Source organism: Trinickia camelliae, assembly GCF_053525655.1.
The window spans coordinates 76,586-91,539 of sequence record NZ_JBCHAA010000017.1 but is presented as its reverse complement, the minus strand read 5'-3'; the positions used below and the strand labels follow the sequence as shown (position 1 = coordinate 91,539).

Here is a 14,954-nt window from a genome sequence, read left to right as displayed (position 1 = left end):
ACGGATATCAGCATGTCTCTCAAGATTCGCAAACTCGATTCCAGCACCGATGGTTTCCGCGCGGCTTTGCGCGCCGTGCTCGCGTTCGAGGCGAGCGAGGATGAAGCGATCGAGCGCTCGGTCGCGCAGATTCTGGCCGATGTCGCGGCGCGCGGCGACGCGGCCGTGCTCGAGTACACGAACCGCTTCGATCGTCTGAAGGCGGAGCGCGTCGCGGCGCTCGAATTGCCGCATGCGGAGCTCGAAGCGGCCCTCGAAGGGCTGGAGCCTAAGCGCCGCGCGGCGCTCGAAGCGGCGGCGGCGCGCGTGCGCGCGTATCACGAGAAGCAGAAGATCGAGTGCGGCAGCCATAGCTGGCAGTACACCGAGGCCGACGGCACGGTGCTCGGCCAGAAGGTGACGCCGCTCGATCGCGCCGGCATCTACGTGCCGGGCGGCAAGGCGGCGTACCCGTCGTCGGTGTTGATGAACGCGATTCCGGCGCGCGTCGCGGGCGTGCGCGAAATCATCATGGTCGTGCCGACCCCCGACGGCGTGAAGAACGAGCTTGTGCTGGCCGCGGCGCTGCTGGGCGGTGTCGATCGCGTGTTCACGATCGGCGGTGCGCAGGCGGTGGCCGCGCTCGCGTACGGCACCGATACGATTCCTCAAGTCGACAAGATCTGCGGCCCCGGCAACGCGTATGTCGCATCGGCGAAGCGCCGCGTGTTCGGCACGGTCGGCATCGACATGATCGCCGGGCCGTCGGAAATCCTCGTGCTGTGCGACGGCACGACCGATCCGCGCTGGGTGGCGATGGACCTGTTTTCGCAGGCCGAGCACGACGAGCTCGCGCAATCGATCCTGCTGTGCCCGGACGACGCGTTCATCGCGCGCGTCGAGGACGCGATCAACGAACTGCTGCCGGCGATGCCGCGCCGCGACGTGATCCAGCAGTCGCTCGAAGGCCGCGGCGCGCTGATCAAGGTGCGCGACATGTCCGAGGCGTGCGCGATCGCCAACGACATCGCTCCCGAGCACCTCGAAATCTCCGCGCTCGATCCGCAGCAATGGTCGCGTGAAATCCGCCACGCAGGCGCGATCTTCCTCGGCCGCTACACGAGCGAGAGCCTCGGCGACTACTGCGCGGGGCCGAACCACGTGCTGCCAACCTCGCGCACGGCGCGCTTCTCGTCGCCGCTTGGCGTCTACGATTTCTTCAAGCGTTCGAGCGTGATCGAAGTGAGCGCGGAAGGCGCGCAGACGCTCGGCGAGATCGCCGCGGAACTCGCCTATGGCGAAGGGCTGCAGGCGCACGCGAAGAGCGCCGAATACCGGATGAAGCAGACTGGCTGAAGCACGCCGACAACTATGACAACACCACAAGACATCATTCGCCGCGATGTGCTCTCGATGACGGGCTATCCGGTGCCGGACGCGACGGGCTTCGTCAAGCTCGACGCGATGGAGAACCCGTTTCCGCTGCCCGAGGCGCTCGCCGCGCAGCTCGGCGAGCATCTGGCGAGCGTCGCGCTGAACCGCTATCCGGCGCCTCGGCCGGCCGCGCTGATCGACAAGATCAAGCGTGTGATGCAGGTGCCTGCCGGCTGCGACGTGCTGCTCGGCAACGGCTCGGATGAAATCATCAGCATGATTTCGGTCGCCTGTGCGAAGCCGGGCGCGAAGGTGCTGGCGCCGGTGCCGGGCTTCGTCATGTATCAGATGTCGGCGAAGCTCGCGCAGATGGAATTCGTCGGCGTGCCGCTGAAGGCGGACCTGACGCTCGACGCCGACGCCATGCTTGCCGCGATCGCCGAGCACGAGCCGGCCATCGTCTATCTCGCGTATCCGAACAACCCGACCGGCACGCTGTTCGACGAAGACGACATGGAGCGCATCATCACGGCGGCGAACAAGAGCCTCGTGGTGATCGACGAGGCGTACCAGCCGTTCGCGCAGCAAAGCTGGATGCCGCGCGCGGGCGCCTTCGACAACGTGGTCGTAATGCGCACGGTGTCGAAGCTCGGGCTCGCGGGCATTCGCCTCGGCTACCTCGCTGGCACGCCGGCGTGGCTGGCCGAATTCGACAAAGTGCGCCCGCCGTACAATGTCAACGTGCTGACGCAAGCCACGGCCGATTTCCTGCTCGACCACGTCGACGTGCTCGACGCCCAGGCCGCCGAATTGCGCGCGGAACGCACCAAGCTGGCGCACGCGGTGGGCGCGCTGCCAGGCGCGACCGTCTTCCCGAGCGCCGGCAACTTCCTGCTCGTGCGCGTGCCCGATGCGGCGGCAACGTTCGATACGCTGCTAACCGCGCGGGTTCTGATCAAAAACGTGAGTAAAATGCACCCATTGCTGGACAATTGCGTGCGTTTGACAGTCGGCTCTCCCGACGAAAATGCGCAACTCTTGGCAGCGCTGAAACTCGTGTTGAAATGATTCGAAAGCCCGCCGCGCGAAGTTCGCCACCGAACGCGCGGCTGGCATCCATCCAACCGCATCCCCTTTTTTCTTGCTTACTTTGAGGTCCCCCATGCGCGTTGCGGAAGTCGTTCGCAATACCAGCGAAACGCAGATCCGTGTGAAGATCAACCTGGACGGCACTGGCCAGCAAAAGCTTGCCACTGGTGTGCCGTTCCTCGACCACATGCTCGATCAGATCGCGCGGCATGGGTTGTTCGATCTGGATATCGAGGCGCATGGCGACCTGCATATCGACGACCACCACACGGTCGAAGATACCGGCATCACGCTCGGCCAGGCCGTTGCGAAGGCGATCGGCGACAGGAAGGGCATCCGCCGCTATGGCCACGCGTACGTGCCGCTCGACGAAGCGCTGTCGCGCGTCGTCATCGACTTCTCGGGCCGTCCGGGCCTCGAATTCCACGTGCCGTTCACGCGTGCGCGCATCGGCAACTTCGATGTCGATCTGTCGATCGAGTTTTTCCGCGGCTTCGTGAACCACGCGGGCGTGACGCTGCATGTCGACAACCTGCGCGGCCTCAACGCGCACCATCAGATGGAAACGGTTTTCAAGGCGTTCGGCCGCGCACTGCGCATGGCCGTCGAGTTGGACGAGCGCGCGGCGGGGCAGATTCCGTCGACCAAGGGCAGTCTCTAAAGCTAACGCGAGAGAGAACCGGACCGGCAGCGCGCGGATGCGCGCGCCGGCTTGCGATGGACCTTCTTAAATCGTTTATTTCGTTGCTGGCGCTGATCAACCCGGTCGGCGCCGTGCCGTTCTTTCTGAGCCTGACGTCGCATCAATCGGATACCGAGCGGCGCCACACGATCCGGATCGCATCGATCTCGGTGTTCTGCGTGGTCGCGGTGACAACGCTGCTCGGGCAGCAGATCATCAGCTTCTTCGGCATTTCGGTTGGTTCGCTCGAAGTGGGCGGCGGGATCATCATGCTGCTGATGGCGATCAACATGCTGAACGCTCAGATCGGCAACACGCGTTCCACACCCGAAGAGCGTGACGAGGCCGAGTCGAAGAACAGCATTGCGGTCGTGCCGCTCGCGATTCCGCTGTTGACTGGGCCGGGCTCGATCAGCACGGTGATCGTCTATGCGGCGAACTCGCATCATTGGTACGACCGGCTGGGGCTGATCGCGATCGGCGCGATTATTGCGACGATCTGTTTTTTTTCGCTGCGGCTTGCCGAGCCGATCGCCCGCTGGGTCGGGCACACCGGCATCAATATCGGCACGCGGTTGATGGGTTTGATGTTGTCGGCGCTGGCGGTGGAATTCATCGTCGACGGATTGAAGGCACTACTGCCTAACTTGAGATGAAAACTTCGATTGCGATTGTGGATTACGGGATGGGCAACCTGCGCTCGGTAGCGCAGGCGCTCAAGAAGGCTGCGCCCGAGGCGGACGTAGCGATCGTCGACAAGCCGGAGGCGATTCGCGCCGCCGACCGCGTCGTGCTGCCCGGCCAGGGCGCGATGCCCGACTGCATGCGCTGCCTCGGCGAATCGGGGCTGCAGGAGGCGGTGATCGAGGCGTCGAGGACGAAGCCGCTGATGGGCGTGTGCGTCGGCGAGCAGATGCTGTTCGACTGGAGCGCCGAAGGCGATACGCGCGGCTTGGGCCTGCTGCCCGGCAAGGTGGTTCGCTTCGAGCTCGACGGCCAGCTGCAAGACGACGGCTCGCGCTTCAAGGTGCCCCAGATGGGCTGGAACCGCGTGCGCCAGGCCGCGGCGCATCCGCTGTGGGACGGTGTGCCCGACGGCAGCTTCTTCTACTTCGTGCACAGCTATTATGTGGTGCCGGACAATCCGGCCCATTCGGCGGGCGAGACAGACTACGGCGTCTCCTTTACGTCGGCGGTAGCGCGCGATAACCTGTTCGCGACCCAATTCCATCCGGAAAAGAGCGCCGAGACGGGGCTGCGCATCTATCGCAACTTCGTGCACTGGAACCCGTGAACCCCTTATCACCTTTCGTGCGTATGCTGCCTGGCCGGATCATGGCGGCGCCCTGCCAAAAGTCGGACGCCGGCCATCATCCTGTAACTTGTAGCGGGCAGAGCGCCGAAAGACTTGTACTAAACTAGCGAGACGGCGCGGGCCCGAGGCCCGGCGCCGTGAATTTCCCAACTTCTTCCCAGACTAGACGCGATTGCTATGCTGCTGATTCCGGCCATCGACCTTAAAGACGGTCAGTGTGTGCGCCTCAAACAAGGCGATATGGACCAGGCGACGATTTTTTCCGAGGATCCGGCGGCAATGGCCCGACATTGGGTCGAGCGTGGCGCGCGGCGGCTGCACCTCGTCGACCTGAACGGCGCGTTCGCCGGCAAGCCGAAGAACGAGGACGCGATCCGCGCGATCATCGACGAAGTCGGCAGCGAGATCCCCGTCCAGTTGGGCGGCGGCATCCGCGATCTGGAGACGATCGAGCGCTATCTCGACGATGGCCTTTCCTACGTGATCATCGGCACGGCGGCGGTGAAGAACCCCGGCTTCCTGCAGGACGCCTGCACGGCGTTCGGCGGTCACATCATCGTTGGGCTCGATGCGAAGGACGGCAAAGTCGCCACCGATGGCTGGAGCAAGCTGACGGGCCATGAAGTGGTCGATCTCGCGCAGAAGTTCGAGGACTACGGCTGCGAATCGATCATCTATACGGATATCGGCCGCGACGGGATGCTCCAGGGCATCAACATCGAAGCGACCGTGCGCCTCGCGCGCGCGGTGAAGATTCCGGTGATCGCAAGCGGCGGGCTGTCGAATCTCAACGATATCGACGCGCTTTGCGAAGTCGAGGGCGAAGGCATCGAAGGCGTGATCTGCGGCCGCGCGATCTACTCGGGCGACCTCGATTTCGCGGCGGCGCAGACCCGCGCGGACACGCTGCGCGAATCGGACGACGCTTGACCCGGCCAATTCAAGGCTGAAACGGCTGATACGGCCGAATGTCTGCCCGCTGAGGCAGCCAATTCACGCTGCCGCTTTGTCGGCCCCCGCCGCTCGCTCAAGCGCGAGCGGCCTTACCAGCGGCAACGCAACATCATGGCTCTAGCTAAACGCATCATCCCCTGCCTCGACGTGACCGCCGGGCGTGTCGTCAAGGGTGTCAACTTTGTCGAATTGCGCGACGCGGGCGACCCGGTCGAGATCGCGCGCCGCTACGACGAGCAAGGCGCCGATGAACTCACCTTCCTCGACATCACCGCGACTTCCGATCAGCGCGACCTGATCCTGCCGATCATCGAGGCGGTGGCGTCGCAGGTGTTCATTCCACTGACGGTCGGCGGCGGCGTGCGCGCTGTCGAAGACGTGAGGCGCCTCTTGAACGCGGGCGCGGACAAGATCAGCATGAACTCGTCGGCAGTCGCCAACCCGCAGCTGGTGCGCGATGCGTCCGACAAATACGGCTCGCAGTGCATCGTCGTTGCGATCGACGCGAAGCGTACGTCGCCCGATGGCGAACCGGCGCGCTGGGAAGTGTTCACGCATGGTGGACGTAAGGCGACCGGTCTTGACGCCGTCGAGTGGGCGCGCAAGATGGCCGAACTCGGCGCGGGCGAAATCCTGCTCACGAGCATGGACCGCGACGGCACCAAGAGCGGCTTCGATCTCGCGCTGACGCGCGCCGTGTCCGACGCGGTGCCGGTACCGGTGATCGCATCGGGCGGCGTGGGTTCGCTGCAGCATCTCGCCGACGGCATCCGAGACGGCCATGCAGACGCCGTGCTGGCCGCGAGCATCTTCCACTACGGCGAGCACACGGTCGGCGAGGCCAAGCGCTTCATGGCCGAGCAAGGCATTTCCGTGAGGCTGTAATGAAACGACCCCCAACGCTCACTACGTTCGCTACCCCCCGAGGGGGCGTCAGCCTCCCTTGGGGCGGCCCGGCGGGAGACTGACGTGACTACCCCTGACAAGCAATGGCTGGACAAGGTCCAGTGGGACGCCAACGGCCTCGTGCCGGTGATCGCGCAAGAGGCGTCGACGAACGACGTCTTGATGTTCGCGTGGATGAACCGCGAAGCGCTGGCGAAGACGATCGAGACGCACCGCGCGGTCTACTTCTCGCGCTCGCGCCAGCGCCTGTGGTTCAAGGGCGAAGAGTCCGGTCACGTCCAGCACGTCAAGGAAGTCCGGCTCGATTGCGACGAAGACGTCGTGCTGCTGAAGGTCGAGCAGGTGTCGGGCATCGCCTGCCACACCGGCCGCCACTCGTGCTTCTTCCAGAAATTCGAAGGCACCACGGATGACGGCGACTGGGTCGCCGTGGACCCGGTGCTGAAAGACCCCGAACACATCTACAAATGACGCAATCCACCGAAGACACGCTGCTGCGCCTGGCGGCCACGATCGACAGCCGCAAGGGCGGCGACCCCGACCAGTCGTACGTCGCGCGCCTCTTTCACAAGGGCGACGACGCCGTCCTCAAGAAGATCGGCGAAGAGGCGACCGAGGTCGTGCTCGCGGCGAAGGATTTGCGCCAGGGCGGCGCGCCGACGAGCCTCGTCGGCGAAGTGGCGGATCTGTGGTTTCACTGCCTCGTCATGCTGTCCCACTACGGTTTGAGTCCCGCCGACGTGATCGCCGAATTGGAGCGCCGCGAAGGGCTGTCGGGCATCGAGGAAAAAGCGCTGAGAAAGCGCCGCGAGCGCGAGGAAAACGGCGGCTGATGGTGTCGTCCGGCCGGCGCCGCTTCGCGAGCCGCGAGCGCACGTTTCGTTGACCAAGAGAAGGGCTTGGGATCAAGTGCTGAAGCACTCACTCCCACCGACAGGAGACGCAATATGGAAGAGTCGCAAGGCGGCTACACGCCTCCGTCTTACCAGGGTGCGCTCGAGGCCGACCGCCTGCGCGGTCTGCGCACGCTGACTCACGTGCTCTATGCGCTCTACGCGGTGCATTGGCTGACGGGCGGCATCACGGGGCTGATCGCGGTCATCATCAACTACGTGAAACGCTCGGACGCCGCCGGGACGCCCTATGAAGCGCACTTCGACTGGCAGATCCGCACGTTCTGGTACGGCCTCGCGGGCTACCTCATCGGCCTTGCGCTGATCATCGTGCTGATCGGCGTGCCGGTGCTGTGGGCCGTGGGAATTTGGATGCTGTACCGTATCATCAAAGGTTGGCTGTACTTGTACGACAACAAGCCGCTGCTGTCGCCGCGCGCGTGGTTCTGAGCCCGTCGAGCGCGCCAGTTAGCCCATTGGGAACACCATGAGTCACGAAAACTGTCTCTTCTGCAAGATCGCCGCAGGCCAGATTCCGAGCACCAAAGTCCATGAGGACGACGAATTCGTCGCATTCAAGGACATCCGCCCCGCAGCGGAAACGCACATCCTCGTGATCCCGAGAAAACACATCGAAACGCTGTCGAATTGCAGCGAAAACGACGCACCGCTGCTTGGTAGAATGATGATCTTGGTGTCACAACTCGCAGCCAAACTGGGCGTCGCCTATACCGGCGGCGAGACGGGTTTCCGCACCGTCATCAATACCGGGCCGGGAGGCGGACAGGAGGTCTATCACCTGCACGCGCATATTCTCGCGGGCCCGCGTCCGTGGCATCGGATGGGGTGAATCCCCCGATCGAATGAATCCAAGCGGCGGGGCGCAGCGTAAACCCGCCGGATACAGCAAACACGAAGCGCGTGCGTTTCGATTGAGGCCGCAAGGCCGGAGTTCTTCGCCGCTTTGATCCAGCCGGCGAAGTCAAGGAGAGTACTTATCATGGGTTCGTTGAGCATTTGGCACTGGCTGATCGTTTTGCTGATCGTCGCATTGGTTTTCGGCACGAAGAAGCTGCGCAACATCGGCAGCGACCTGGGCGGTGCGGTGAAGGGTTTCAAGGAAGGGATGAAGGAAGCGGAAACGCCGCCGTCGACCGACACGCAGCAGCGTGAACTGCCGCGCGACGGCACCGTCGACGTCGAGGCGAAGGACAAGACCCGCTCCAACGACTACCGCTGATCCACGGCGCGCACGCATCGTACTGACGGAGCCGCCACGACATGCTCGACCTCGGTCTCACCAAGATGGCGCTGATCGGCGTGGTCGCGCTCGTCGTTCTCGGGCCGGAGCGCCTGCCACGCGTCGCGCGCACCGCGGGCGCGTTGTTCGGCCGCGCGCAGCGCTATATCAACGACGTGAAGGCCGAAGTCACGCGTGAAATCGAACTCGACGAGCTGCGGCGCATGAAGACCGAGTTCGAAACGGCCGCGAGCAACGTCCAAAACACGATTCACGAGAACGTCAAGCGCCACGAAACCGAGCTGAACGAGGCTTGGAACGCGGGGACGTCGGTGTCGCCGAGCATCGCGGGCGGCGCGGCGTTTTCCGAAAGCAGCATCGCGGATGGCGGTGCTGGCGTTGGCGGTTCCTCGTGGCGCGGGAGCTTCGCGCATGTGGGCAAGCGCAAGAGCTGGCGCATGAAGCAAGCCGCCACGCCGGCGTGGTACAAGCGCGCCACCTTGCGCCGCACGCACGTGCAGTCGGGCGCGGCGCGCGTCGCGCGGCACACGCCGCTGAGCCTGCGCCGCACCAAGCGCTTCTTCTGATGACCGAATCGTCAATCTCCTACCGAGGGCCGTTGTGAGCGACCCCCAGCAAAGCCAGAGCAGCCAGGAAGAAGGCACCGAAGAGACCTTCATTTCCCACCTCGTCGAACTGCGCGACCGCATCATTCGGGCGGGCCTCTCCGTCATCGTCGTCTTTATCGGACTCGTGTATTGGGCGCCCGACATCTTCCGGCTGCTCGCGCGGCCGCTGATGGAGAACTTGCCGAAAGGCGGCAAGATGATCGTCACCGACGTCACCGGCTCGTTCTTCGTGCCGATGAAGGTGACGATGGTCGTCGCGCTCGTGATCGCGCTGCCGTACGTGCTGTATCAAATCTGGGCGTTCGTCGCGCCTGGGCTGTATCAGCACGAGAAGAAGCTGGTCACCCCGCTGGTAGGCAGCAGCTACGTGCTCTTCCTGTGCGGGATGGCGTTTGCCTACTTCGTCGTGTTCCCGACGATCTTCCGCGTGATGGCGCATTACAACGCGCCGCTCGGCGTGGAGATGTCCACCGATATCGACAACTACCTGAGCTTCGTGCTGACGATGTTCCTCGCGTTTGGCGTGACGTTCGAGGTGCCGATCGTCGTGGTGTTGCTCGTGCGCATGGGCCTCGTCACGATCAAGAAGCTCAAGGAGATTCGTCCGTATGTGATCGTCGGTGCGTTCATTATCGCGGCCGTCGTGACGCCGCCGGACGTGTTCTCGCAGCTCATTCTCGCGCTGCCGTTGATCGTGCTTTACGAGGCCGGGATCATCGCGGCGCGGTTGATCGTCGGAAAGCAGGTTGAGACTGCGGCAGACGAGGAGCAGGCGGCGAGTTGAATAGCGAACTATGAAAAGCAAAAGGGCAGCCGCGGCTGCCCTTTTGCTTTCCTGTCGCCCGCGTGCCGGCCAAGCGGCACGCAATCCAACTAATTTGCGTTACTCGTCGTCGTTCTGATTGTCGTCGCTGGTCGCCTGCTTCGGCGGCGGGGGCCGCTTGCCGATCATCACCGTGAGGTCGATCGGCTTGTTCTTGCGGATCAGGCGAATCTTGGCGTCGGTGCCCGGCTTGATCTGCGCGATGACGTTCAAGAGGCGCGTCGTATCGGTGATTTCCTCGCCGTTCACGCTTTGCAGGACGTCGCCGGGCTTGATGCCCGCCTTGTCGGCCGGACCGCCCTGCAAGACGCCCGTGATGATCGTGCCGCTCTTCTGCTCGAGCCCGAACGATTCGGCGATCTCGGGCGTTACGTCCTGCGGCTCGACGCCGATCCAGCCGCGCGTGACCGAACCCGTCGTGATGATGCTTTCGAGCACGCTGCGCGCGGTCGAGACGGGAATCGCGAAGCCGATCCCGAGCGAGCCGCCCGAGCGCGAGTAGATCGCGGTGTTGATGCCGAGCAGATTGCCGTTCACGTCGACGAGCGCGCCGCCCGAGTTGCCGGGGTTGATCGGCGCATCGGTCTGGATGAAGTTCTCGAAGGTGTTGATCCCAAGGTGGTTGCGCCCGAGCGCGCTGATGATGCCCATCGTTACCGTCTGGCCGACGCCGAACGGGTTGCCGATCGCGAGCACGACGTCGCCGACGCGCGCCTGGTCCATGCGGCCGAGCGTGATGGTGGGCAGGTTCGTCAGGTTGACTTTCAGTACCGCAAGGTCGGTCTCGGGATCGACGCCGATCACTTTGGCGCTAGTGGTTCGCCCGTCGGCCAGCGAGATCTCGATCTTTTCTGCCCCATCGACGACATGCTGGTTCGTTAGGATGTAACCTTCAGAACTCACGATGACGCCCGAGCCCAAGTTGGTGGCGGGCTCTTCCTGCTGCTTGCCTTTGTTCCGGTCGCCGAAGAAGTAGCGAAAGAGCGGGTCTTTCGCGCGGGGATCGGGCGGCAGCGCGCCGTCCTTGCTGGAAAACACATTCACCACCGCTGGCATCGCCTTTTGGGCGGCGTCGGCATAGGAAGCTGTTGCGGGACCGGTGCCGATGCTTGGCGCCACTTCCCGCAAAGCGACGATCGGTTCGGCGAGCTGCTTGCCGAATTGCCCTTGTTTGGTCAGCCATTGGGGCTTGAGTGTCGCCACAATGAACATGAGCGCAAGAAGCACGGTCACCGCTTGGGCAAAGAACAGCCAAAAGCGTCTAAGCATCTGATGAATAGAGGTTTATATGGATAGGATCGAACTTGAATTGTACTTGAACAGCGTGTTAGAAAGCGGCCGGTTCAAGGACTACTGCCCGAATGGGTTGCAAGTCGAGGGCCGCCGCCGCATCAATAAAATCGCGACCGGAGTAACGGCTTCACTCGCTTTTCTCGAGGCCGCGCTGGAGTGGGGCGCCGACGCCGTATTGGTCCATCACGGTTATTTCTGGCGCAATGAAGCGCCGCAAATCACCGGCCGCAAATACAAGCGGCTCAAGCTTCTGCTTGCAAACGATTTGAATCTGTTTGCCTTTCACCTGCCGCTCGACGATCACCCCGAATACGGCAATAACGCGCAGATTGGCGAGCGCATGGGCTGGATTCCCGATGGGCGTTTCGGCGACCAGGACCTCGGCTGGATGACCACGCTGCCGATGCCGATCACGCTCGCTCACTTCGCCGCGCAAGTCGAACAGACGCTCGGCCGCGAGCCACTGGTGCTCGGCGATCCGGATTGGGAACTGCGCCGCGTCGCGTGGTGCACGGGCGGCGCGCAAAGCTACTTCGAGGCCGCGATCGACGCCGGCGCTGACGTCTTCCTGACCGGCGAAATCTCCGAGCCGACCACGCACATGTCGGCCGAAAGCGGTGTCGCCTTCCTCGCGGCCGGCCATCACGCGACCGAGCGCTTCGGCGTGCAGGCGCTCGGTGCGCACCTTTCGGAAACCTTCGATGTCGAGCACTTGTTTATCGATATCCATAACCCGGTTTAACCACGCGAAAATCTTCGCCGGCAATTGCATGGCCGGCGAAGGAAATGCTTAAAAAGAGGAGTGCAATAAAACGTCGCAATCGTGCGGGGAAACCCTTATGCGTCAAGGACTTCGCACGGTTTTTGTCAATCGGGCCTTGTAAATGCCGACTCCATTCGAGCAAACTAGCGAGGCTTGAAAAAAGACGTGACGGAAAAATCCAATTCAGAAGTGGGGCGTGTGATGCGAGACAAAGAAGAGCAGCGCGTCGACGGCGGCCGCCGTACCTGGCTGATAGCGACGTCCGTAGCAGGTGGCTTTGGAGGCGTGGCCACTGTCATACCCTTTGTTGGTTCCCTGGCGCCGTCCGACAAGGCCAAAGCAGCCGGCGCTCCGGTCGAAGTCGATATCAGCAATCTGAAGCCTGGCGAAATGATGACCGTGGCGTGGCGCGGCAAGCCGGTGTGGCTCATCAACCGCACCGACGAAATGCTCGTCGACGTCACCAAGTCGGACAGCGAAGTCGCCGATCCGCACACCAAGAAGCCCTTTTCGATGCCGTTGCCCGAGTACTGCAACAACGAGTACCGCTCGCGGGCCGAACACAAGAACATCCTCGTCGCCGTCGGCGTGTGCACGCACCTTGGCTGCACGCCGGTTCAGCGCTTTCAGGAAGGTCCCCAGCCGAACCTCCCCGACGACTGGCACGGCGGCTTCCTTTGTCCGTGCCACGGTTCGACCTACGACCTCGCCGGCCGCGTCTTCAAGAACAAGCCCGCGCCGCAGAACCTCGATATCCCGCGCTACATGTTCACGTCGGCAACGACCGTCGTGATCGGCAAGGACGAGCAAGGAGAAGCGTAAATGGCGACGACCGAAAAAGAAGTGGAGACGACGACAGGCTTTACCGGCTGGATCGACAAGCGATTTCCGATGACCGAGACGTGGAAGAAGCACGTCTCCGAGTACTACGCGCCGAAGAATTTCAACTTCTGGTACTTCTTCGGCTCGCTCGCGCTGCTCGTGCTCGTGAACCAGATCGTCACGGGCATCTTCCTGACGATGAACTACAAGCCGGATTCGACGCTCGCGTTCGCGTCCGTCGAGTACATCATGCGCGAGGTGCCGTGGGGGTGGCTGATCCGCTACATGCACTCCACGGGCGCCTCGATGTTCTTCGTGGTCGTCTACCTGCACATGTTCCGCGGGCTGCTGTACGGCTCGTATCGCAAGCCGCGCGAGCTCGTGTGGCTGTTCGGCTGCGCGATCTTCCTGTGCCTGATGGCCGAGGCGTTCTTCGGCTATCTGCTGCCGTGGGGCCAGATGTCCTACTGGGGCGCGCAGGTGATCGTGAACCTGTTCTCGGCGATTCCGTTCATCGGGCCGGACCTGTCGCTGTGGATTCGCGGCGACTATGTCGTGTCCGACGTCACACTGAACCGCTTCTTCGCGTTCCACGTGATCGCGATTCCGCTCGTGCTGATCCTGCTCGTGTTCGCGCACATCGTCGCGCTGCATGAGGTGGGGTCGAACAACCCGGACGGCATCGAGATCAAGGCGAAGAAGGGCGCGGACGGCAAGCCGATCGACGGCATCCCGTTCCACCCGTACTACTCGGTGCACGACTTCATGGGCGTGTGCGTGTTCCTGATCGTGTTCGCGGCGATCATCTTCTTCGCGCCGGAGATGGGCGGCTACTTCCTCGAATCGAACAACTTCATCCCGGCGAACTCGCTGCAGACGCCGCCCGAGATCGCGCCGGTCTGGTACTTCACAGCGTTCTACGCGATGCTGCGCGCCACGACCGACCCGTTCAAGATCGTCCTCATGATCGTGATCGCGCTGCTCGGCTTGCTCGCGCTTTTCAGGGCGCGCGGCAAATGGCGGGGTGGCTTGCCGGTACTCGCGGTGCTCGTGCTGATCGCGATGTATCTGACGGAATCGAAGTTCTGGGGCGTCGTCGTGATGGGCTCGGCGGTGATTTCGCTGTGCTTCCTGCCATGGCTCGACCGCAGCCCCGTGAAGTCGATCCGCTACCGGCCGTTCTTCCACAAGGTCTTCTATGCGATCTTCGTCCTCGCGTTCTTCACGCTCGCGTTCCTTGGGACCAAGCCGCCGTCGCCGGCCGCGACCCTGATCGCGCAGATCTGCGCGCTGATCTACTTCGCGTTCTTCCTCGGCATGCCGTTCTGGACACCGCTCGGCAAGTTCAAAGAGCCGCCCGAGCGCGTCCGGTTCAAGCCCCATTAACCGCGAGCATGGAGACAACGATATGAAGAAATTGCTTTCGAAGCTCGCGGTGATCGGCGCTGCGGCGCTCTCGCTGGGGTTGGCGGCGGTTTCCGTTCACGCGGACGAAAATTTTCCGCTCGACCGTGCGCCCGATAACACGGAAAATCTCGCTTCCCTGCAGCACGGCGCCCAATTGTTTGTAAACTATTGCCTGAGTTGCCATAGTGCGAGCCTGATGCGCTACAGCGCGTTGGAGCAAATTGGCATTCCGCAGAAGGAAATCGAGGCGAACCTGCTGTTTACGACTGACAAAGTCGGCAACACGATGACCGTGGCGATGCGCCCGGGCGACGCGAAGACGTGGTTCGGGGTGGCGCCGCCGGATTTGTCGGTGGAGGCGCGGGCGCGCAATCGCGACTGGTTGTACACGTATCTGCGCAGCTTCTATCGCGACGACACGCGCCCGACCGGATGGAACAACATGGTGTTCGAGAACGTCAGCATGCCGCACGTACTGTGGCAGCTGCAGGGGGAACGCACCGCGCAATTCGAGGACGTAACCGACTCGGAAACGGGAGAAAAATCCCATCGCTTCGTCGCGTTTCAACAGGTGAAATCCGGGACGATGTCGTCAGTAGATTATGATGCTGCCGTCGGCGACCTGGTTGCCTACCTGTCGTGGATGTCCGAACCTACCCAGCAGACCCGCAGGCAGCTTGGCGTGTGGGTGCTGCTGTTCCTGGGCGTTTTGACCTTTTTCGCCTGGCGGCTGAACGCCGCGTATTGGAAAGACATCAAATAAACATGCCGTGATCGGTGTGGGG

The 14,954-nt window shown here is 63.0% G+C and carries 19 protein-coding genes; 18 read left to right on the top strand and 1 reads right to left on the bottom strand.

Annotation, left to right across the window (positions count from 1 at the left end):
* Positions 1 to 12: 12 nt before the first annotated feature.
* From hisD to tatC, 14 genes are all read left to right on the top strand, one after another.
* Complete coding sequence (gene hisD, locus AAHK20_RS25660) at positions 13 to 1,335, top strand: histidinol dehydrogenase (protein WP_449184309.1); 1,323 nt, start codon at positions 13 to 15, stop codon at positions 1,333 to 1,335.
* A gap of 15 nt (positions 1,336 to 1,350) precedes the next feature.
* Positions 1,351 to 2,421 carry a histidinol-phosphate transaminase gene (hisC, locus tag AAHK20_RS25655; protein WP_449184308.1) on the top strand — a complete coding sequence of 357 codons (1,071 nt, stop codon included), beginning with the start codon at positions 1,351 to 1,353 and terminating at the stop codon, positions 2,419 to 2,421.
* Positions 2,422 to 2,515: 94 nt separating this feature from the next.
* Complete coding sequence (gene hisB / locus AAHK20_RS25650) at positions 2,516 to 3,103, top strand: imidazoleglycerol-phosphate dehydratase HisB (protein ID WP_449184307.1); 588 nt, start codon at positions 2,516 to 2,518, stop codon at positions 3,101 to 3,103.
* Between the two features lie 56 nt (positions 3,104 to 3,159).
* A complete protein-coding gene (locus tag AAHK20_RS25645; RefSeq protein ID WP_449184306.1) occupies positions 3,160 to 3,780 on the top strand; it encodes a YchE family NAAT transporter in 621 nt (206 codons plus the stop codon).
* Entirely contained in the window at positions 3,777 to 4,418 is a 642-nt protein-coding gene (gene hisH, locus AAHK20_RS25640) for an imidazole glycerol phosphate synthase subunit HisH (protein ID WP_449184305.1), read from the top strand. Before AAHK20_RS25645 ends, hisH begins: the two co-directional genes overlap by 4 nt.
* 198 nt (positions 4,419 to 4,616) lie before the next feature.
* Positions 4,617 to 5,369: a 1-(5-phosphoribosyl)-5-[(5-phosphoribosylamino)methylideneamino]imidazole-4-carboxamide isomerase gene (gene hisA / locus AAHK20_RS25635; protein WP_449184304.1), complete on the top strand. Its 753-nt coding sequence runs from the start codon at positions 4,617 to 4,619 to the stop codon at positions 5,367 to 5,369.
* A 135-nt stretch (positions 5,370 to 5,504) separates the two neighbouring features.
* On the top strand, positions 5,505 to 6,278 hold the full coding sequence (hisF, locus tag AAHK20_RS25630; protein ID WP_449184303.1) for an imidazole glycerol phosphate synthase subunit HisF: 774 nt from the start codon (positions 5,505 to 5,507) through the stop codon (positions 6,276 to 6,278).
* Between the two features lie 84 nt (positions 6,279 to 6,362).
* A complete protein-coding gene (gene hisI / locus AAHK20_RS25625) occupies positions 6,363 to 6,770 on the top strand; it encodes a phosphoribosyl-AMP cyclohydrolase (RefSeq protein ID WP_449184302.1) in 408 nt (135 codons plus the stop codon).
* The gene (locus AAHK20_RS25620; RefSeq protein WP_207005430.1) at positions 6,767 to 7,132 is read left to right on the top strand and encodes a phosphoribosyl-ATP diphosphatase; all 366 of its coding nucleotides are present in this window, start codon (positions 6,767 to 6,769) and stop codon (positions 7,130 to 7,132) included. Before hisI ends, AAHK20_RS25620 begins: the two co-directional genes overlap by 4 nt.
* A 114-nt stretch (positions 7,133 to 7,246) precedes the next feature.
* Complete coding sequence (locus AAHK20_RS25615; protein ID WP_449184301.1) at positions 7,247 to 7,642, top strand: DUF4870 family protein; 396 nt, start codon at positions 7,247 to 7,249, stop codon at positions 7,640 to 7,642.
* A 37-nt stretch (positions 7,643 to 7,679) separates the two neighbouring features.
* Positions 7,680 to 8,042, top strand: a complete 363-nt coding sequence (locus AAHK20_RS25610) for a histidine triad nucleotide-binding protein (protein WP_137333991.1) — start codon at positions 7,680 to 7,682, stop codon at positions 8,040 to 8,042.
* A gap of 150 nt (positions 8,043 to 8,192) precedes the next feature.
* Positions 8,193 to 8,432, top strand: coding sequence for a Sec-independent protein translocase subunit TatA (gene tatA / locus AAHK20_RS25605; protein ID WP_449184300.1), 240 nt, complete (start codon positions 8,193 to 8,195; stop codon positions 8,430 to 8,432).
* Positions 8,433 to 8,473: 41 nt separating this feature from the next.
* Positions 8,474 to 9,019 carry a Sec-independent protein translocase protein TatB gene (gene tatB / locus AAHK20_RS25600; RefSeq protein ID WP_449184299.1) on the top strand — a complete coding sequence of 182 codons (546 nt, stop codon included), beginning with the start codon at positions 8,474 to 8,476 and terminating at the stop codon, positions 9,017 to 9,019.
* A 34-nt stretch (positions 9,020 to 9,053) separates the two neighbouring features.
* Positions 9,054 to 9,845: a twin-arginine translocase subunit TatC gene (gene tatC / locus AAHK20_RS25595; protein WP_449184298.1), complete on the top strand. Its 792-nt coding sequence runs from the start codon at positions 9,054 to 9,056 to the stop codon at positions 9,843 to 9,845.
* A 99-nt stretch (positions 9,846 to 9,944) separates the two neighbouring features.
* On the opposite strand, the gene AAHK20_RS25590 is transcribed toward tatC, so the two are convergent.
* A complete protein-coding gene (locus AAHK20_RS25590; RefSeq protein WP_449184297.1) occupies positions 9,945 to 11,153 on the bottom strand; it encodes a Do family serine endopeptidase in 1,209 nt (402 codons plus the stop codon).
* A 19-nt stretch (positions 11,154 to 11,172) separates the two neighbouring features.
* Here AAHK20_RS25590 and AAHK20_RS25585 point away from each other — a divergent pair, with 19 nt between their 5' ends.
* From AAHK20_RS25585 to AAHK20_RS25570, 4 genes are all read left to right on the top strand, one after another.
* Complete coding sequence (locus AAHK20_RS25585; RefSeq protein WP_449184296.1) at positions 11,173 to 11,919, top strand: Nif3-like dinuclear metal center hexameric protein; 747 nt, start codon at positions 11,173 to 11,175, stop codon at positions 11,917 to 11,919.
* A 222-nt stretch (positions 11,920 to 12,141) separates the two neighbouring features.
* Positions 12,142 to 12,762 carry a ubiquinol-cytochrome c reductase iron-sulfur subunit gene (gene petA / locus AAHK20_RS25580; RefSeq protein WP_449184295.1) on the top strand — a complete coding sequence of 207 codons (621 nt, stop codon included), beginning with the start codon at positions 12,142 to 12,144 and terminating at the stop codon, positions 12,760 to 12,762.
* The gene (locus tag AAHK20_RS25575; RefSeq protein WP_449184294.1) at positions 12,763 to 14,148 is read left to right on the top strand and encodes a cytochrome b; all 1,386 of its coding nucleotides are present in this window, start codon (positions 12,763 to 12,765) and stop codon (positions 14,146 to 14,148) included.
* A 22-nt stretch (positions 14,149 to 14,170) separates the two neighbouring features.
* Entirely contained in the window at positions 14,171 to 14,932 is a 762-nt protein-coding gene (locus AAHK20_RS25570; RefSeq protein ID WP_449184293.1) for a cytochrome c1, read from the top strand.
* Positions 14,933 to 14,954: the final 22 nt, after the last annotated feature.